Annotated in this window: 16 protein-coding genes; 8 read left to right on the forward strand and 8 right to left on the reverse strand. The window is 65.4% G+C overall.

Annotation, left to right across the window (positions count from 1 at the left end; translation table 11 throughout):
* Nucleotides 1-26: 26 nt before the first annotated feature.
* From AB0M93_RS11915 to AB0M93_RS11925, 3 genes are read left to right on the forward strand one after another with little or no spacing between them, the layout of a single operon-like run.
* On the forward strand, nucleotides 27-527 hold the full coding sequence (locus tag AB0M93_RS11915) for a helix-turn-helix transcriptional regulator (RefSeq protein ID WP_364271540.1): 501 nt from the start codon (nucleotides 27-29) through the stop codon (nucleotides 525-527).
* Nucleotides 524-1,537 (forward strand): ImmA/IrrE family metallo-endopeptidase, encoded by a 1,014-nt coding sequence (locus tag AB0M93_RS11920; protein ID WP_364271543.1) that lies wholly within the window; start codon nucleotides 524-526, stop codon nucleotides 1,535-1,537. The genes AB0M93_RS11915 and AB0M93_RS11920 overlap by 4 nt, the downstream gene beginning before the upstream one ends.
* Nucleotides 1,528-2,469 (forward strand): hypothetical protein, encoded by a 942-nt coding sequence (locus AB0M93_RS11925; RefSeq protein WP_364271546.1) that lies wholly within the window; start codon nucleotides 1,528-1,530, stop codon nucleotides 2,467-2,469. Before AB0M93_RS11920 ends, AB0M93_RS11925 begins: the two co-directional genes overlap by 10 nt.
* On the opposite strand, the gene AB0M93_RS11930 is transcribed toward AB0M93_RS11925, so the two are convergent.
* The 4 genes from AB0M93_RS11930 to AB0M93_RS11945 form a co-directional block, all read right to left on the reverse strand.
* Nucleotides 2,466-3,524: a nucleotide kinase domain-containing protein gene (locus AB0M93_RS11930; RefSeq protein ID WP_364271549.1), complete on the reverse strand. Its 1,059-nt coding sequence runs from the start codon at nucleotides 3,522-3,524 to the stop codon at nucleotides 2,466-2,468. The genes AB0M93_RS11925 and AB0M93_RS11930 overlap by 4 nt on opposite strands.
* 344 nt (nucleotides 3,525-3,868) lie before the next feature.
* The gene (locus tag AB0M93_RS11935; protein WP_364271552.1) at nucleotides 3,869-5,305 is read right to left on the reverse strand and encodes a hypothetical protein; all 1,437 of its coding nucleotides are present in this window, start codon (nucleotides 5,303-5,305) and stop codon (nucleotides 3,869-3,871) included.
* Nucleotides 5,306-5,754: 449 nt separating this feature from the next.
* The gene (locus AB0M93_RS11940; protein ID WP_364271554.1) at nucleotides 5,755-6,738 is read right to left on the reverse strand and encodes a hypothetical protein; all 984 of its coding nucleotides are present in this window, start codon (nucleotides 6,736-6,738) and stop codon (nucleotides 5,755-5,757) included.
* An 880-nt stretch (nucleotides 6,739-7,618) separates the two neighbouring features.
* Entirely contained in the window at nucleotides 7,619-7,789 is a 171-nt protein-coding gene (locus AB0M93_RS11945; RefSeq protein WP_364271556.1) for a hypothetical protein, read from the reverse strand.
* A 254-nt stretch (nucleotides 7,790-8,043) separates the two neighbouring features.
* On the opposite strand from AB0M93_RS11945, the gene AB0M93_RS11950 reads away from it, so the two are divergent.
* The 3 genes from AB0M93_RS11950 to AB0M93_RS11960 all read left to right on the forward strand — a co-directional run bounded on the left by AB0M93_RS11950 (nucleotide 8,044) and on the right by AB0M93_RS11960 (nucleotide 10,352).
* Complete coding sequence (locus AB0M93_RS11950; RefSeq protein ID WP_364271559.1) at nucleotides 8,044-8,268, forward strand: hypothetical protein; 225 nt, start codon at nucleotides 8,044-8,046, stop codon at nucleotides 8,266-8,268.
* 68 nt (nucleotides 8,269-8,336) lie between these two features.
* Nucleotides 8,337-8,564 carry a hypothetical protein gene (locus AB0M93_RS11955; protein ID WP_364271562.1) on the forward strand — a complete coding sequence of 76 codons (228 nt, stop codon included), beginning with the start codon at nucleotides 8,337-8,339 and terminating at the stop codon, nucleotides 8,562-8,564.
* A gap of 747 nt (nucleotides 8,565-9,311) precedes the next feature.
* Nucleotides 9,312-10,352: a pentapeptide repeat-containing protein gene (locus AB0M93_RS11960; RefSeq protein ID WP_364271565.1), complete on the forward strand. Its 1,041-nt coding sequence runs from the start codon at nucleotides 9,312-9,314 to the stop codon at nucleotides 10,350-10,352.
* Nucleotides 10,353-10,663: 311 nt separating this feature from the next.
* Here the strand turns inward: AB0M93_RS11960 and AB0M93_RS11965 are convergent, their stop codons facing one another.
* On the reverse strand, nucleotides 10,664-11,839 hold the full coding sequence (locus AB0M93_RS11965; RefSeq protein WP_364271568.1) for an EAL domain-containing protein: 1,176 nt from the start codon (nucleotides 11,837-11,839) through the stop codon (nucleotides 10,664-10,666).
* A 102-nt stretch (nucleotides 11,840-11,941) separates the two neighbouring features.
* Between AB0M93_RS11965 and AB0M93_RS11970 the strand changes: the two genes are divergently transcribed.
* Complete coding sequence (locus AB0M93_RS11970) at nucleotides 11,942-13,237, forward strand: hypothetical protein (RefSeq protein WP_364271571.1); 1,296 nt, start codon at nucleotides 11,942-11,944, stop codon at nucleotides 13,235-13,237.
* A 680-nt stretch (nucleotides 13,238-13,917) separates the two neighbouring features.
* Nucleotides 13,918-15,279: a M14 family zinc carboxypeptidase gene (locus tag AB0M93_RS11975; protein ID WP_364271574.1), complete on the forward strand. Its 1,362-nt coding sequence runs from the start codon at nucleotides 13,918-13,920 to the stop codon at nucleotides 15,277-15,279.
* A gap of 20 nt (nucleotides 15,280-15,299) precedes the next feature.
* On the opposite strand, the gene AB0M93_RS11980 is transcribed toward AB0M93_RS11975, so the two are convergent.
* From AB0M93_RS11980 to AB0M93_RS11990, 3 genes are all read right to left on the reverse strand, one after another.
* Nucleotides 15,300-15,917: a DUF1345 domain-containing protein gene (locus AB0M93_RS11980; protein ID WP_364271576.1), complete on the reverse strand. Its 618-nt coding sequence runs from the start codon at nucleotides 15,915-15,917 to the stop codon at nucleotides 15,300-15,302.
* Nucleotides 15,918-15,982: 65 nt separating this feature from the next.
* Nucleotides 15,983-16,792 carry an alpha/beta hydrolase gene (locus AB0M93_RS11985; RefSeq protein ID WP_364271579.1) on the reverse strand — a complete coding sequence of 270 codons (810 nt, stop codon included), beginning with the start codon at nucleotides 16,790-16,792 and terminating at the stop codon, nucleotides 15,983-15,985.
* A gap of 9 nt (nucleotides 16,793-16,801) precedes the next feature.
* Nucleotides 16,802-17,635: an alpha/beta hydrolase gene (locus AB0M93_RS11990; RefSeq protein WP_364271582.1), complete on the reverse strand. Its 834-nt coding sequence runs from the start codon at nucleotides 17,633-17,635 to the stop codon at nucleotides 16,802-16,804.
* Between the last annotated feature and the right edge of the window lie 56 nt (nucleotides 17,636-17,691).

Genomic DNA, 17,691 nt, shown 5'->3' on the forward strand with positions numbered 1-17,691 from the left:
CCCGTCACGCAGTCAGGAGCAGTCAGATGAGCGAGCAGCCCGACGCTGCAGGGACGCAAGCCGACAAGCGCGCCCAGCAGGAGTTGGCAGAGCGACTGCGAACCAGCAGGGAGTACGCCGGCCTGTCCCAGCAAACCGTCGCCCATAACACCGGCATCCCACGGTCGGCGATCTCCGAGATCGAGCGAGGTAACCGCCGTGTCGACAGCATTGAGCTGAAGAAGTTGGCCATCGTGTACGGCCAGACCTTGGAATACCTCCTTGGAGAAGACGCCGCCTCACGGGCCGATGACCCATCACTGAAGCTGCTCACCCGTGCCCACGCCGGCCTGACGAGCGGCGACCGGGAGAAACTCTTGTCCTTTGCTCAGTTCCTCCAGTTTTCCCAAGACCCTCTCGAGGGCGCCGATGAGGCCAGCCCAAACCTGCGGCGATCCGCGTCTGAGCACGCGGGCGCCAGCGTCAGTGACGGCGCGGACAGCACGGACGATCGCCCACCGACCGCGGGTGGTGAGCAGCGCCGATGACGAAGTGGTCGGTCGCGCACCGACTCGCGCACATGGCGGCGATGCGCACGCTCGATGATGCGGGCCAACCCGCTGACCGGCGCACGGACGTGGCTGCGCTGATCTCGGCTGCTAACCTTCGTGCGCTGGCTGATCCAGATGCCGAGCGGTTGTTCGGCCTCTACATCCCGCCAACACAGACCCACCCGGGCGGGATCTGGATTAACGCGGCGATGCCGCCCTCGACACAGCGTCACAGCGCCGCGCACGAGCTTGGCCACCATGTGTTCGACCACGGCCTCACCTGCGATACGGACTTTGCGTCACTGTCGGCGACGCCCGCGACCTCGACATTGACCGAAACCACCGCGGAGGCGTTTGCGGCCTGGTTGCTGATGCCCCGGGCAGCGCTGGTCCGCACTCTGCGCAGGCTGAACATCAAGCCCGGGGACCTTCGCCCCGAACACGTCTATCTGACCGGGTTGATACTCGGCACCTCGTACCGCGGAACGGCTCGGCACTTTGGAGTTGCCCGCCTCATCGAGCCGCGAGCGGCGACAGCTTTGGCCCGTACGGCCCCTGCCGCGATCAAGAACCGCTTTGACGACCCGACCGCGCCGCCGCGCAGCGGCAACGCCGACGTGTGGCCGCTGCAGCATCTGGTCGGCTGCGGCGAGGTGACTCTCCACCATGGTGACCGGTTGGTACTGCCGGCCACGGCCGACGCAGCGGCCGAGGGGCTCATTGCCGACGATGTGGCGCAGTTCGTGCACCAGAGCTTCACCTCGATTGTGCTGAGGGCGACCGCGCCGCCGGACCGTAATGGCGCGGTGCGCCGTCATCTGCTGTCGCTGGCGGGCGACGATGGCGGCCTGCAGGTCTCGGTCGAATCGGGCCCGGTGCGGCCGCGAGCGCAACGGGCTGTCCCGAATGTTGCCAACGTCAACAGTGAGGCCGATCTCGACCTGTTGCTGGCCCAGCAGCAGGCTCAACGTGTCGCTTCGGCGATGGGGGAGGACCCATGCGTGTAGCTGGAACCGTCCTGCGAGGACAGCACTGCGGGCAGGTATGGGCGCAAGCCTCGGACCTGCTCCTGGCCGAGCGTGACCGCAAACTTCTGCATCTCATCGTCGAGATCGCCGAGCCCGGGGTGGAGGATCCCGCGTTCCGCGCTGTCGTCGAGGAGTTGCTGGCCCGCCGCGGTCACGACCCGGTACAGACGGTGGTCAACACCGTCTTCCCGGCCGCGCTCGCGGCGTCCTCGTGCACGCCGGAGCGTCTGGCTCAGCGTTACCGGTCGATGTATGACCGCATCAAGGCCGAGCGCAAGATCAACCGTTTCGGTACCTATTTCGGGCGGCTGGTGGCACATCCCACGCAGAAGGGCCCGGTCGACCAGCTCAACCGCATTATCAACCGGTTGCGTACGTACGGACACAACGGCAACCACGTCGCAACCGCATACGAGGGGGCGATCGACGTTCCCGAACCTCGCACCGAGGAAACCGAGATGCCGGACACCTCCGACGGACCGTCCATCGAGGACGCCACTGACGACCTTGGCGCTTGCATCTTCAACGCCCACACTGATTCGATGCCGTTGGGGTTTCCGTGCTTGTCGCACGTCTCCTTCCAGCACACCGGGAACCGGCTCAACGCGGTAGCGCTCTACCGCAGTCAGTATATGGTCCAGCGTGGATACGGCAACTATCTCGCGCTGGGGATGTTGCTGCGCTATATCGCCGAGTCTGCTGGCTTCCGTCCAGGAACGCTGACAGTCATCACGGGACAGGCTGAGGCCGAAGGCGCTGCTGGTGACCTCCGTGCCGCACTGGCCAGTGTGACGCAGTTGCCCTTGTTCTCTTCATCGGCAGCAGCAACGACCGTCCCACGCGGACGACGCTCGTCGTCGCGGCCGCCGAACGTCTCTGGCCAGCTGTCGCTGGAGGCCGACCCCAGCTAGGACTGCGTAGTTGCAGTTTTCAGCGCGGCGGCTTGTGCCTTGACGGCATCAGTGATCCCCCACTTCGGGGGAAACCACGGGGCCGGCATCGGCTCGCTGGATTGCCGGTACTGCTGCTTGATTCGTGTACGACCGGAGATCCCGGGAACGTCCGGGTGGGCTACTCGGGCGTACTTGTCGACTTCGCAGAACAAGTTCTGGCAGTCGATCAGATGGAGTCGACGACCGCCCAAGTAGTCGAACCGGAGGCCGAGCCGCGCGAAATGTTCTTCTTGTGTGTCGGTCATGTACGAGATGACGGCTGCCTCGATGCCGCGGGCACCGGCCCCGAAGCACTTACGAATGCCGTCGCGGGCCCCGGGACCGGCCACCACGAACTGATTCTCCGAGAAGTCTAGAACGGAGCTGTAGTTGAGGTCGATCGTGAACTGATACGCCAAGAAGTCCCCAATGCCCGGGTACTGCCGCAGCTGCTGGAACACCTCGGCGAGGCCTTTCGCGCGCCGCAACCGCTGTGGGAGACCGTCACTGATCATGGTCTCGGCCAGCAGTAGGTGATCGTGGTGCTTGCGACGACCGCCCAGCTGAGGCGGCGGGATGACGTAGGCCGGCGAATACAACTTGCGGCCTGCCTTCCACGCGGCGTCCAGCACCGCCCGCGCGAGCCCAGGCTGCCACGAGGCCCAGGCTATCGGCCCGAATTGATCCTCGAGCAGGCGCCAAGTGTCGATCTTGTTGAAGAACTTGAACAGTAGTATCCGGAACACGACATCAACGGGATGTTGTGAGCCCTGGTAACCCACGTCGTGGATCGCATACTGACTGACTCGGTCAGCAGCGCGGTAGCAGTTGGTGAAGCGGTGACTGGCCAGGATCGGGTCGTCAACAGGTGCCTGATCGCCGTTCAACCTCGCGAAGTAGGTCGCCTGGCGGGCAGCGGCAAACCGCCAGTAGGTATCGAAGACCGCGGTGGGACGTAGCCGTCTTCCCGCGATCGTTACGTCCGGAATGGACTCACTCACTGTGGTCACAGCGGCGGGAGTATCACTCGTCATGTGTAGAACCTATCGCGAGTACCGGCTGGATGGGGACGCTTCGTCGGCGTGCCACAGACGCTTCCTCCGTTCGAGAAGCACCTATCGCCTGTCCGTGGGCTCCGGCTCGACTGCCGGTAACTCATGCGGACATTGAGGTCACCCCGGTTGTGTCTCACTGGACGGCGCGGGCAGGCGTCCGGTCACACGGTCGTTCGGCGGTGGGGCCATCGCCGTCTGACTCCGACTACGTCTCGCACGCCCCGCAGGCGTTGGCGTCTGACAGTCGGGAACGGCCTCCGCGTACCGTTGGTCGATCGACTTCCTGTGCACCGGCGACACCGCGCAGTGGCGCGCCAGATGCATCACGGCGCGGACGTCGCCAGTTTCTTGATGTGGGTGTCCAGGTGCAGCTGATCTGGGGTACCGGTGAATTCCCGAATCGCGGCCAACAAGGTGCGGTCGGTGTTGCTGGTCAGCTTGGGCTCCAAGATGTCGAGGAGTTCGCTCCACTGAGTGCGGGCCTTGTCGGTCCGGAGCACCGATGCATAGACAGGGTCAAGGAAGAGCCTGAGCGCGATTCCGGCGGCAGTACCATCGAACTGCTGGAGCAGGTCGCGGTAGATGGGGAGTGCGGCCCAGGATACGCCGTAGCCGTTCCCGAGGAAGACCTTCGCGACGGTCCGGATGTACGGCGCTGCGACTGGTGCTGGGACCGTGCCCTGATCGCCTACGAGTTCGGCGAGACGACGGGCCGGGGCTGCCTCGTTGTAGAAGTTGTTCATGCCGTCATGAGCTGATACGAGGGCCTCGAGGGCCTCCGCGATCTCGACAGCCCGCACTTCCTCCGTGAGGTATGCAGCGGCATCGACGAGGTCGATCAGTTCTCGTGCTGCAGTGGCGATGTCGGTTTCGGCGCTGGCGCGAGCGCGGGCATGGCGCAGTCCGTAGCTTCGCCGGGTATCTTCGGAGACAAAGGGCCAGAGCTTTGGCCAGAGCATCCGGACGTTGTCAGCCACTATGGGTGAGCGATCCGGGTCGGTGTAGAGGCCGAACAGTCCGTTGGCGAGGGTGTCGGCCCGGTCGCGGGGGAGTTGGTCGAAAAAGACTGCGGCATCGCGAACGGCGTCGGTGTCGAGGCGGTCTTTCTTGATGTTGGCCAGCAGCCGTCCAGTGGTTGCCGTGACCGTGTCCGGCGGGGTGGTGATCACTTCCCGGATGCAGATCTGCAGCCAGTTCGCCAGGTCCAGGCCGGTGAGCGTGACCTGGTTCGGATGGGCTGCGCTGGCGTGGTTGCGCATGAACCGGATGTGATCGAGGCGCTGGAAGCCCACATCGGTGAGGAGGCCGATTTCACGGGATGCTCGGAGCATGTTCGCGTCGTCGACCTTGCTGAGGTCGGATTCGTCCTTGAGGTGCTTGCGCAGGTCGCTGCTTCCGGCGGCGATATCGTAGAAGTACTTAAGGTCGAAGCCTGCTACCCGTCGGCGCAGTTCATTGACCAGTTCGTCCCACAGATAGTTCAGGGCGGCGTCGAACAGTCCTACGGCTGATGCGGCGATCATCTTGCTGATGTAGTGCGACCGCGCGAGCATGTCCGCATCGAGTCCGACCAGCACCCCGGACATGTTGGACAGCATCGTGTGCCGCTCACTCACATCGACGAACACTTGTTCGGCGGGCAGACCGACCTGGGACAGTTGAGCACGGACGACCATTTCGAATCGCTGCAGGTCGGTCAGCACGTTTGCGGTGGCTGCCACCTCCCCGGAGGTGGTCTGAGCAGGTACGATGTCACTCACGTGTGAATAGTAGTGAACCTGAAGTGCTTCCGCCTGGTTTCCTCGGCAGTCTTGGTATCTGTCGAGGTCAGTGCGGCGCCGACCTCGCGTAGTATCGTGACGGACGCTGGCCGCCGCCTCCGCGGCGTGAGGCGTTGCCGCCAGCGCATCTGCGCTGTCACAGTGCATACAGGGCGAAATCGCTCGCTGCTGCCCGTCCGTTACCTCTTGGTACGGCGCCCGACCTGCGCGTCATCGGTCCTCGAAGGAGTGCGAAGTAGATGCCCGTTGGCAGCCTGGATCGACGGCATGCACACGCCACCGGCCAGGCACTATTCGACCACGGCTCCGTCGATGCCCCTACCGGGAGGATGTCGCTTGTCAGCGTTTCGAGGATGCGTGCCCGCCAAGGCAAACTCCGCGATGCTTCACTACACACCGACGAACCCCTAAGTAATGAAGGTGGCTGACTACTTGACCCAGAGCCGCAAAATGGCGGTAATAATCGCTACAACGATCCCGGTCACTAACGCCCCGCTGCCCAGTGAGCCAAGTCGGCGCAACACTCGAGCGCGCGGTGACTGATTCCGTAAGCGAGCCGCAGGCGCGAACTGAGCGGACGGAATCGCAGCATCTTCTGCAACGGCGTTTGTGAGGCAAACTAAGTGCTCGCTCAGGATAGGCCTTCGTCGCCGGTCAGCCGGACACTCGGCGAACCACAACAACAGCTCACCAACCGTCGCACCAGACGCCGGCGATATGCCGGTAAGACGAGCCGTGTCGCGTGTCAACGCCCACGCTACCCCGGCGACGCGGCGACGTCTGAATCCGGGCTGATCCAGATGCCCCACGAGCTCAGGTTCATACGAGGTCATTTGCTCGCGCGAGCCAAGGAGCAACATCAAACGAGTACATCGAACAATATTAACCAGCAGCCGGGTTCGGGGTGAAAGACTCGTAGAAGCGAGGATCGCCGCTACTATTGCCGCGATCGACGCACCTCCGGCGATCAGCCTTGACTCCTCCGAGCCTCTCGTCGTCGCCTCGAATTGCATTTGAACCGCTACCACACCGGCGAACAGCGACAAGATCGCTATGCATTCAGCAAGGTACTGCCTGAACGAAGCAAGTATCAGCCTCCTCCTGTTCGCTTCGGCGACACCGATATATGCGAGATAGCGGACTTCTTCGCTCCCTACAGGTCGAGTTAGAAGAAGCATGGTCGTAATCACGCGCTTGAAGCCAAAAAGAAGGACGAGTGACTTTGCAAGCCCGCCTGGTGACGAATTTTCAGGCCATGAACGTGCAGCAATGAGCCATCCTCGAACAGGCGACAAGAGCGCTCTTATTATCTCAAATTCTCCCGGACCATCGAACGAAGACGAGCTGTCTTGGCCAACCTCGTCCGGCGGCTCCTGAGCCGAAGCAGCCGAATCCACCACGATCTCAGACATTCACCCTCCGCGCTCGGCAAGGCAGGCTGACCAAGCTACGTCGGTGCGACGTCTCTACCTGTTACAGTCGTTAGGCATGGGTCACTGCGGACCTTCCTCCACAGGGCGAAGCTGACAGCGAACGATACGGCACCTGATCAGCGTCTACAGGCTCGCACTGGCGAGCATCGTATTGCACTGCTCCGCTGGGCCCCAGCAACTGGACAGCCTGAGCAAGAAGCCAGGTACATGATACGCGCCGTTCGAATACGCACCGTTACCAGTAAAGGCACGTCCGCCGAACATCCTCTGTTCGGCCACCGGCGAGCTGCCAGCCAGCAATTCCCGGATCCGGTCGGCCAGGTCCCTGTCGCAGGCCACTGCTACTCCCTTGGCGTTTTCCACGGACGTCCCCGCGAGCCGGACGTGGCCCGCCAGTCGCGGATTGCTGCCGCGAACTTCCCGGGTGCGTCGGACTGTACGAAGTGGCCCGCGCCTTCGACGGTCACGGTGTGGTGGTCGGCGAAGGTCTGCTCCATCGCAGTCGTTCTGTGGCCCGGAAGGCGATGTCAGCGTCGCCCCAGACTATGAGCGTCGAGTGTGACGCGAGATCGGGGAGCCCGGCCTCGACCTCGACCAGAGAGGCACGGCCGGCGGCGATACGCGAGGCACCAGGGCGTACTCGTGCGTGGTAATCGGCCATTCCCGTGGTCAAGGGGGCACGACGTGCACATCCACTCGGGGCACGTGGTCGGCCCCGTCCACACCACCGTGGCCTGCTCGATCGCCAGTTGTCGAAGCTGGCGGTGGGCCAGGAGGCGACGGTGGGCACGTCCGAGAAGGTCACGGGCTCGGTCACCCGACTGAGCACCCTGCCGGACCCGAACGCGGACACGACTGCCTACCCGGTGACGATCACGGTCGACGAGCCCCCGGCCACGATGGCGGCGGGCAGCTCGGCAACCGCGTCGATAGTGGTGGCCACGGCCCATGATGCGCTGACAGTCCCCACGTCAGCGTTGAACCGGAACACGGTGACCCTGCTGAACGCCGACCGGACGACCACGGTCACCCGCGTGACCGTCGGCGCCGTCGGCCCGACCCGCGCGGACATCACGGAGGGCGACCAAGTGGTGCTGGCGAACCTGGACTCCCCACTGCCGACGAGGGACCAGTCGAACCAGGGAGGCATCACGGGTGGCGGCGGCCCGATGATGCGCGCCCGCCCTGGGCGGATGTCGGACTCGACCCGCTTCCCGACGCCGACCTCGACACCGCCTACGCCAGCTTCGACGAGATCACCGCCGCAGTCGAAGGAGCCCCGTCATGACGACCGCCCTGCACTGGGGCATCAGCCCGTACCACCGCGAACGCGCCCACACCGCACTACCGGGAACCGACGTCTCGGTCTGCTCCCGCCACCTCCGCCAAGGTCAGCTCGTGCTCGAATCCCTGAGCACACACCGGCCGGCGAATCTGCGCATCTGCCCGGAATGTGCCGTCGACACGCTGGCGATGCTCTGCCCCACCCCGACACCACATCCCGCGTAACCCAGCTCGCCCGATCGTCGCCGCCCCGACGCGACGGCGTCCGTCGGCCCAGTGAAACGAGGACGATCGTGGATGAGGTGCTGAACTCGCCCCTGCGGACGGCGGTGCTCAATCGTCTCGACTACCTCGACTCCCTCGCCCGCGACCCGGACGAGCCGTCGAAGGCAGTTTGCCGACACGGTAATCGCCCGGAAGCCCGGCCGCTCGTCACAATCGAGTCAACGCCGAGCAAGTTCTTGAATGAACTGGCTGCGACAAGTTCAGACAGGCGCCAATCCGGCAGTGTGCTCCGGTGAGAACCCATGGCCAGAAGGCTAACGCCTTGGCGAGGCTGGGCCGTGACCGGCGACTGAGCGGTGCAGCCCCATGTCCACAGCCATCGACACTCGAAAGCGTCCGCGGAGTCGGGCTTGCACCTGGCCGGTCAGGTCCAGGCGAGTAGCGATGACATGTCGAGGAGCGTCGGGCGGACGGAGGAATAGGTGGCCCAGCCGGACCCAGACGCTGGTGAGCACGGGCCTTCTATCAGCTGCTGGGTGGGGTCGCGGAAGCATGCTTCGCCGCTGGATCAGTATCGGATGAGAGACATGAGCGACCAGTCCAGCGACCTACCCCCTGATTGTCGCCCGAGCGCGCGGAACCTCGCCAGCAGGCAACGCCCAGAGTGACCGGCACATGCATCAAGCCCGTTACGTTGAGCGGACCGGAATCGGCCCGGTGTTGCTGCCACTGCAACATTTCACTCGCTCTAGCGACTTTCTTGTCATGACCATAAGTGAACTGGCTACACCCACCTCTGGCGTTTCATGGGCAGCGGAGACCGTGGCGCAGACAACGACCTTGTGGAAGTTTAACGAACTGGCCACCCGATGAGTCGTCCACGCCCCTCTCGTGTGTCGGTCCCGGTCTCGGCCCGACGCCTCCGGGCCGCGCGGCTACAGCCGCGCGCTCCGGAATTGTCCGTCTCGCGGCCGCACTGGAACCGCGTCAGTCGAATTTTCAGCTGGCACGGCTGGGGCGTATTGGGCAGAGGCGTCGCCACGTTGGCCACTGTCGCAACGGGTCTGGCCGCGGTAGGCGCACTGTACTTCACAAACCAATCACTTCAGTCCACGCAGCGACAGATCGCTCAGAACGGCCAACAAATTGGACTCAGTGAGCAAAGCCAATACACCGAACGGTTTGGCAAGGCTGTCGAACAGATCGGCTCAGATAAACTCGATGTCCGACTCGGTGGAATTTACGCGCTGGAACGGCTGGCCGATGACTCATCTAGGGACCGAAGCACGATTGCGCAGGTAATCAGCGCGTTCGTCCGCACGCATAGCACGTGCATGGAGAGACCGTCTCAGCCGCCTCCTGACGTCGCGGCAGGACTGGGTATCTTGTCGACGTTGCGCCGGGTTGTGCCTGGCCGAACGGATCTGAGAAAGCTGTGCCTGAGTCAGACTGACCTCAAAGGGTACAAGTTTGCCAACTTCGACCTTACTGGTGCCGATCTGCGTGGATGCCATCTGGGGTCCGTGGGCGATGCCGAGTCCGTGGCCGATACCGAGTTTGAGGATGCGAACCTTGCAGGCGCTACCATTGAAGGCGTGTGGCGCAACGTCCACGCGGTGGGCGCGAACCTGCAGCACGCTCAACTCGCCTTGAGTCTTCACAATACGGAATTCATTTTGTCCAATCTCGACTTCGCCAGAGTAAGTCTCCTCAAGGGACTCTCTCCAGCCTCCCCTGCGGAACCGGCCGCGGTCTTTCTGCATGCTTCATTGCGGGATGCACGCTTTGGCGGGTACGCGGAGGGGATTGATTTCTCTGAAGCCGATTTAACTCGCACAGATTTCTCGTTTGCCGATCTCTCGGGCGCTCAATTCAGCACAGGTGCATGGAGGACCACAATGGCCGGTACCAAATTCGTTCACGCCGGGCTGCGCGGCGCTGACCTAGAGGGCTTGGACCTGCGCTCAGTGGACTTCACCGGCACTGATCTGAGTGGCGCTAACTTGCGCGGTGCTGATCTGAGAGGCGCAATCACTGTTGGTGCATTGTTCGACGGCGCCGACCTTACTGGAGCACGCCGATAGAGACGAAATCGTTCGGCAGGGTTAGGGGACGGCGGGCCGCCCCCCATGTTGTACGGAGGCAACGGCGACGCCGCTTGAGCATCTGGTCATGCGTGGCGCGACACCCGAAAGGCGTTGCAGGCCGGAAAAAGCGGGTCCGGTCATCGAGGGGGAGGGTATGACCGAACCCGCGGCGAACACGCTACTCGTCTTCGTCACGATCGAGCGCTCGCGCCGCTTGAAGCCCTGACGATCCAGCTGACCGACCTGCCGCCCGCTCTACCGCGCCGCAGCACCTTTCGTGGCTGGTCATGCTCGTGTCTGCGGGGTTATCAGCCGCGCGTGGATGTCGGCGGCGGAGACTGCCTGAGGCCCTTGGTAGAGATCGAAGCCGTGGCGGGTTGTGGGGTGTCGTCGGTGAGGGTGCTGGCGCCGAAGGCGTGGATGGTGGCGAGCGCGGCGACCAACGGTGTGTTGCCGGCCGGGGTGCTGGTAAGCGCGGTGACAGTGGCGGCGGTGAGGGTGACCGTCGTCCACGGCACGGTGGTGAACGCCTGGATCGGGACGTGGTCGTCGAGGACTTCGGTGAGGGCCAGGTGGATGCCGCTGTGCCCAGCCGGGAGTTCCCGCAGCCTCCGCAGCACGGCCGGTTCGCCGGTGAGGGCGTGGGCGGGGATGGCCAGCTGCAGCTGGCCGGGGGCCAGGCCGCTGTCGGCGGCGAGTGCGGTGAGGGTGTCCAGCAGGACGTCGTCGTGGACGGTGCTGCCGGGCAGGCTGAGCAGAATTGCCGGGTCAGGAGTGTGGGCGGCGGTCCAGGTGGTGGCGTCGCGCGCGGCGGTGGTGAGGATGTGCGGGAGTGCGGCGGCGAGCAGGCCGGTGTGGTCGGCGAGGTCGGTGATGGCGTCGAGGTCGCGGCGGGCGCCGGTGGGGCTGATCCAGTAGGGGTGGTGACGGACCGCGGCGAGTACCCCGGTCGGTGTGCGGATGGGGTGGTAGTCCAGCTGCAGCGTGCCGGTGTCGAGCGCGCTGGTCAGCTCGGCGAGCAGCTCGACGCGGTGATGGTCGTCCTCGCCGGATGACAGCGTGTGGGGGTCGGCGTGGATCCAGGGTGCGCGGACGTCGGCGCTGTCGTGCAGGGCGCGACGGGTGCGGCGCAGCAGGTCGTCGAGGGTGTCGGTGGGACGGGCTTCGGCGATGCCGATGCGGGGGCGCAGCTGGATCTGGTGGGCGTCGATGTGGACGGGGTCGCGTAGCCAGTCGGAGAGTTGTTTGACCAGGTGGATCACGGTGGACCAATCGGTGAGGTCGTAGAGCAATACGAGAACGTCATTACCGCTGCGGCCGGCGAGCTGGCGGTGGCGGGCGGGATCGTGGGCGCCGCGGATGCGGGCGTGCAGCTGGCCCAGCAGCCGGGCCCGCAGGTCCTGGGGCAGGACGTGGTCGAGATGGGTCAGCCCAGACAGGCGGATGGTCAGCAGCGCGGCGAGCCCAATCCGGAAGGGCTGCACTCGCCGACTCGAGCAGTCGAGGCCGTCGTCGATACGCAACTTCTCGACCACGGCACCGCCTGGCACGTATCCTGTCCGGTTCGCCATGGAGAAGAGGCGGTTGTGAACATCAAGAAGTTGGATGAGCTGCGGCAGGTCGACGACCGTACGCTGCGGTTTACGCCAATGGGCCTGGGTCTCGGCGTACAGATGCGTCCAGAAGACGCGGCGGAGTTCCAGCAGCAGGTCGTGGCCCAGTTCGAACTGGCTCCCGAGGTCGCCGAGGGCACGCGCAACAGCTTCGAAGACCTCCGGAAGGTCTTCGCCTACGGCCTGTTCTGCTACGAGATCTTCACGCTGGTCAATGACCGCGGATTGCTGGTACTGGAGCAAGCCCTCCGCGACCGGTTCATCGACCATCACAAAGGCGCCGTGGCCTTCGTCGACCTAGACGGTTGTCAGCACACTGTGTCCGCGCCCAACTACCAACAGCTGTACAGCGTGGTCCGCAAGAACCCCCGCCGGAAGCTGCTGTTCGATGACGGAGAGACGATCGACTTCAACGGCACACTTGGCGGCCTGCGCACCTGGGCTCGGCACCTCGGCCTCCTGCGAGGACAGCGCAACCACGCCGTCGAACAGGCGATCACAAGGCTGCGCAACACGGCTGCACACCCCGCCGGCTACCACTTGACCACGCCAGTCGACGCCGCCAGGACCCTGAGTGACCTTGCCGAAATCATCAACCACCTCTGGGGCGTGACGACCCCGGGCGGGCGCCTATATCCCACTCTCATCCGGCGCGAAGTCGTCGTCCTCGCATGGGATGCCGCCGGGACACAGCAGCAGACGGCTCTCGCCGACGAACTCTCCGCTGCCGTGGATCCGGGCGACCAACTCTGGCAGTGCGTCATCGTGCGCGCCGTCTTCCGGCCCGACCAGCACATTACCGACCCTGGTCTGTCCGAGTTCGACTCCCGATGCGAGGTCACCCAGTACCCAGCCGACCTGCTCTGGGGGCCAGGGTCAATCACCGATGCCGCTGCCTGGTATGCCGAGCACCGGCCCGAACCCGACGAATGTGACTACCTCGACCGGACCTTCCTCATCCGCCACGACGGCGCCGACCTGTACCTGCCAGTACGGCCCTCGGTGGCCGCGTCCCTGCCGGATGCAGACCAATGCGGCAAGTGGTACGCCATCAAGGCTGACCACCCAACCGACGCCTACCACCACGTCCGCAACCTCATCGCCGGCGTTGGCTGCGCACGCCGCGGACGGTGCTCGCAATGCCCCGTCGAAACCATCCGCGTCGGCAGCTACCAGGAGGTCATTTCGCTCACAGCAGCACCAGCGACCCCGCTACCCCCCGACGTCACGACGCCATGGGCGCATCCGCGATCCCGCGCAATCACCTAACTTCTTGGCAGTGAGACGTCGTAGCTGCTTTCGATCGATAGTTGGCCCACGGGAAACGGCTGGTTGGTTCTGTTCTCAGCCTTGCACCGCTCGGTCAGGGAATCGAACGCAGCACGTTGCGGAAGCCATGCGAAGGCCTTCTCCGCTAGGCGATCACGAACGAGGGAGCATTTATGCTCCATAAACGGCGACGATCGACGTCGATTGACACCGAATCAGAGCGTGAGCGAATGCAAACATCCCAGCTAGATCGACTGACGTCGACCCAGGTCTAGAACCTCCAGTTAACCGGAGGGTTCTTGGTTCGAGTCCAAGCGGGGGAGCTTCCAGACGAGAAAGCCCAGGCCATCGGCCTGGGCTTCTCTGCGTTGTGGGGTCGTGACGCCTGGAGCGAGGATCCGGTGATCAACACTTCCAATAGTCGCGCTCCGCGACCGCGGGGGAGTCGAGCTGGTCGGCGGCTGTGTTCCTTCAGGCTCGCGAGGAAAGTCACGCTGCACCGACAGATGACGGTCGAGGTGGAGTGGCACAAAGCCCGCAAGGGGGCAAAAGGCGCTGGTCAAGCCAGTCCGGAGAACGACCTATGCCGACAAGCGCGGCGATTCCCTACTCCAGTCGGTGACCGGGTGACTCCGGGGCGTCTACCCTTCGGGCCTAGCTGGCCACTTCAAGGAGGCACCATGCGGAACTCCCGCGCCGTGACCACGGTCGCTGCCGCGCTGCTGCTCGCGGCGGTGGGCCTGGCCACCGGCACCAGCGCCCAGGCGAACACCTCGCCGTCCGGGCATGGCCCTGTCGAGTACCGCGTCCATGATGCGCTGGCCAGAGCTCGGACGCTGGACGCCGTCGGCCTCGACATCGTCAAGCGACAGGGCGACGACCTGTTCGTCGTCGGCGACGAGACCACCGGGGCCGAACTGTCCCAGCTCGGCTTCGTCACCGAGGTGAGCAAGCGGTACGCCGCGGCCACCTGGGCATCGCCGCGGCTGGCGCCCGGTGCGGCGCCGCAGGACGAGACCTACGACGGCGGCTACCACACGGTCAACGCGCACTACGCGAACATGACCGCCGCCGCGGCCGCGCACCCCGATCTCGCCACCGTCGTCAACTACGGTCAGTCGTGGCTGAAGCAGCAGGGGCGGGGCGGCTACGACCTGAAAGCCATCTGCGTCACGAAGAAGGCCAGTGGCGACTGCGCGCTGAACCCGAACTCGGCGAAGCCGCGGTTCCTGCTGCAGGCGCAGATCCACGCGCGGGAGATCGCCACGGGCGAGCTCGCCTACAAGTACATCAACTACCTCGTCAGCGGCTACGGCACCGACAGCACGGTGACGAACCTGTTGAACACCACCGAAATCTGGATCGTCCCGATCGTCAACCCGGACGGCGTCAACATCGTCCAGCAGGGTGGCAACAACCCGGTGCTGCACCGGAAGAACGCCGACTTCACCAGTGCCGACCTCTCGCGCTGCGGCGATTCGGCGGGCAGCCAGCCGGGCGTCGACAACAACCGGAACTTCGGCTACCACTGGCAGAGCAACACCAGCAAGTGCGACCAGACGACGTCGACGTCCAACGGGTCCGCCGACTCGGAGCCGGAAAACAAGGCGCTGGAACAACTCTGGACCCAGCTCTTCGGTGACCACCGCGCGGACGGCGCGTCCGACCAGCCCGACGCGACCGCCCGCGGCACGGCGCTGATGCTGCACAGCTACGCCGGCATCATCATCCTGCCGTGGGAGTACTCGAACACCGTCCACACCCCCAGCGACACCCAGTTCCGCGCGATGGGCAAGGCGATGTCGGCGTTCTCCGGCTACCCGTACGGCCAGGCCGGCGACCTCCTCTACAACGCTGCCGGTGGCTCGGACGACTACGCCTACGGCAAACTCGGCATCGCGTCGTTCACCATCGAACTCGAAGGCCCCGGCGCGTGCGACGGCTTCACGCCGAGCTACTCGTGCGTGAACGGCACCTTCTGGCCGTACATGGTCAAGACGTTCAACTACCTCGCGAGCAAGGCTCCTTCGCCGTACAAGTAAGGGGGTCGCCGTCGGCGTGGTCAACCGCTGATCACGCCGATGGCGATGCCGAGCATCGCGGTGTTGTAGAGGAACGACAGCACTCCGTGCGCGAGGATCCGCAGCCGGATGCCGGAAGTGCGTGACTCGACATCGGAGACCGCGAACGAAGTGCCGACGGTGAAAGAGAAGTACGTGAAGTCGATGAACGTCGGGTGCTCGGAGGCGGGGAACACCAACAGTTTCTCGGGCAGGGCGCTGTAGTACGCCTGCGCGTAGCGGTCGGCGTAACCGAAGTGCAGGATCGCCCACGCCAGCAGCACGGCAGGCACCCCCGCTGTCTTGCCGTGCAGCGCCGCGTCGGTGCCCTCCTCGGCGAACACCATGGTCAGGCCGGACATGATTCCGATGAAGCTGGTGCACAGGGTGAACAGGGTGCCGCTGCGGCGGCCCAGCGCGCTCTTGACCCACGCGCCCCGGTCGTCGCCGGCCCGCTTGCCGCGGCTGAGGCGGATGACGCGGATCGCGAGGTAGACGACGGCGACGAGGTCCCACAACGCGATCCACCTGATGTCTTCCGACAAGAAGATGGGGACGCCCAGCAGGACGAGTGTGCTCTCCATGATCCGGGACAGCACGATGGACGGACCGATGCGCATGACTTTCCTCGATCGGAGCGGGAGGGGACGGCCCCCGCGGGTTGCGGCCCGCGGGGGCCGGGAGGTCAGCTCGCGGCGCGCAGGATCAGCCTGACGACCGTGTCCGGACGGGAGACCGCCACGGAGTGCGAGGCACCCTCGACGGTCACGGTGGCGCGTGCGCCGGCCCGGTCGGCCATGAACTTCTGCGCCCGTACGGGGATGTTCTTGTCGGCACCGGCCAGCACGAACCACGAGGGGATGCTCGCCCAGGCGGGTTCCCCGGACGCCTCCGCCAGGGCGGCGTCGGAGATGGGGCGCTGGGTGCTGGCCATGACGGCGGCCTGGCGCGCCGGCACGTCGGCCGCGAACTGCTGCCGGAACAGCGAGGGCTTGATGTAGAGGTCCTGCGAGCCGTCGGGCAGGGGGACCGGTGCCAACGTCTCGCCCAGTGTGCTGCCGGGGTACTTCGCGGCGAGCTCGGCCGCGGCTTCCCCCTTGGCGGGGGCGAAGGCGGCGACGTACACCAGCGCCTTCACCTTCGGGGAACGGGCCCGCACGTTGGTGATGACGGCACCGCCGTAGGAGTGGCCGACGAGCACCACGGGCCCGTCGATGCCGGCGAGACGCGCGTCGAGGGCTTCGGCGTCGGAGCGGACTCCGCGCAGGGGGTTGGCCACGGCGATCGCGGTGAAGCCGCGCTGCTGCAGCTGCTCGATGACCGGGGTCCAGCTGGCGCCGTCGGCGAAAGCGCCGTGGACGAGGACGATCGTGGGCTTCGGGCCGCCTGCGGGGTGGGCGGCTACCGCGTTCGCCGTGCCGAACCCGCCGACCGTGGCGAGCACGGCCAGCAGAGCGGTGATGCGTACGGTGACGCGGCGGGTGAACTTGGGCATTTCCGGCTCTCAGTCTGCGATGAAGGCGATCAGGGCGGCGTTGACTTCGGCCGCGTGGGTGAGCAGCAGGCCGTGCGGCGCACCGTCGATCTCGACGTAGCGCGCGCCGGGCAGGCGGCGGCGGAACTCGCGCGCGGTGGCGTCGATCGGGAGGATCCGGTCGGCGGTGCCGTGCAGGATCAGCGACGGCACGTCGATGCGCTCCAGGTCGGCCCGGAAGTCCGTCAGCCACGTCGGAACGCACGCGTACGCCGCCACCGGCGCCGAGCCGATGGCGGTGACCCAGTTCGCCCGGAGCGCGGCCTCGCTGAGCCGGGAGCCGAGCGTCTCGTCGGTGTTGAAGAAGTCGACGAAGAAGTTCTCGTACCAGGCGTAGCGGTCGGCTTTGGCCTGCTCGGCGATGCCGTCGAACACCGACTGCGGCACGCCCGTGGGGTTGTCCTCGGTCTGCAGCAGGAACGGCGGGAGGCCGCTGAGGAAGGCCGCCTTCGCGACCCGCTCCGAGCCGTGGGTGCCGAGGTAGCGGGCGACCTCGCCCGAGCCCATCGAGAAGCCGACGAGGACGACGTCACGCAGGTCGAGCTCGGTCAGGACCCGGTCCAGGTCACCGGCGAAGGTGTCGTAGTCGTAACCCGTCATGGTCTGGCTCGACCGGCCGAAGCCCCGGCGGTCGTAGGTGATGACGCGGTGGCCGGCCTCGACCAGCGCCTCGGTCTGCTTCTCCCACGACCGCCCGTCCAGCGGGTAGCCGTGGATCAGGACGACCGGCCGGCCGGAGCCGTGGTCCTCGTAGGAGAGCTCGACGTCGGTCGAGCCCTCGGTGCCGACGGTGATGGTTCCCATGTTCGCCTTCCCTCCCGGCCGCCGTGTGCGGACCGGGCATGGCACGAACCTAGGGA

This window comes from Amycolatopsis sp. NPDC051102 (assembly GCF_040682815.1).
Taxonomy (GTDB): domain Bacteria; phylum Actinomycetota; class Actinomycetes; order Mycobacteriales; family Pseudonocardiaceae; genus Amycolatopsis.

What these genes read in the sequence shown, in the direction of transcription:
- AB0M93_RS11915 (WP_364271540.1), top strand. Translation starts at nt 27, where the DNA reads ATGAGCGAGCAGCCCGACGCTGCAGGGACGCAAGCCGACAAGCGCGCC.
- AB0M93_RS11920 (WP_364271543.1), top strand. Translation starts at nt 524, where the DNA reads ATGACGAAGTGGTCGGTCGCGCACCGACTCGCGCACATGGCGGCGATG.
- AB0M93_RS11925 (WP_364271546.1), top strand. Translation starts at nt 1,528, where the DNA reads ATGCGTGTAGCTGGAACCGTCCTGCGAGGACAGCACTGCGGGCAGGTA.
- AB0M93_RS11930 (WP_364271549.1), bottom strand. Translation starts at nt 3,524, where the DNA reads ATGACGAGTGATACTCCCGCCGCTGTGACCACAGTGAGTGAGTCCATT.
- AB0M93_RS11940 (WP_364271554.1), bottom strand. Translation starts at nt 6,738, where the DNA reads ATGTCTGAGATCGTGGTGGATTCGGCTGCTTCGGCTCAGGAGCCGCCG.
- AB0M93_RS11950 (WP_364271559.1), top strand. Translation starts at nt 8,044, where the DNA reads ATGACGACCGCCCTGCACTGGGGCATCAGCCCGTACCACCGCGAACGC.
- AB0M93_RS11975 (WP_364271574.1), top strand. Translation starts at nt 13,918, where the DNA reads ATGCGGAACTCCCGCGCCGTGACCACGGTCGCTGCCGCGCTGCTGCTC.
- AB0M93_RS11980 (WP_364271576.1), bottom strand. Translation starts at nt 15,917, where the DNA reads ATGCGCATCGGTCCGTCCATCGTGCTGTCCCGGATCATGGAGAGCACA.
- AB0M93_RS11985 (WP_364271579.1), bottom strand. Translation starts at nt 16,792, where the DNA reads ATGCCCAAGTTCACCCGCCGCGTCACCGTACGCATCACCGCTCTGCTG.
- AB0M93_RS11990 (WP_364271582.1), bottom strand. Translation starts at nt 17,635, where the DNA reads ATGGGAACCATCACCGTCGGCACCGAGGGCTCGACCGACGTCGAGCTC.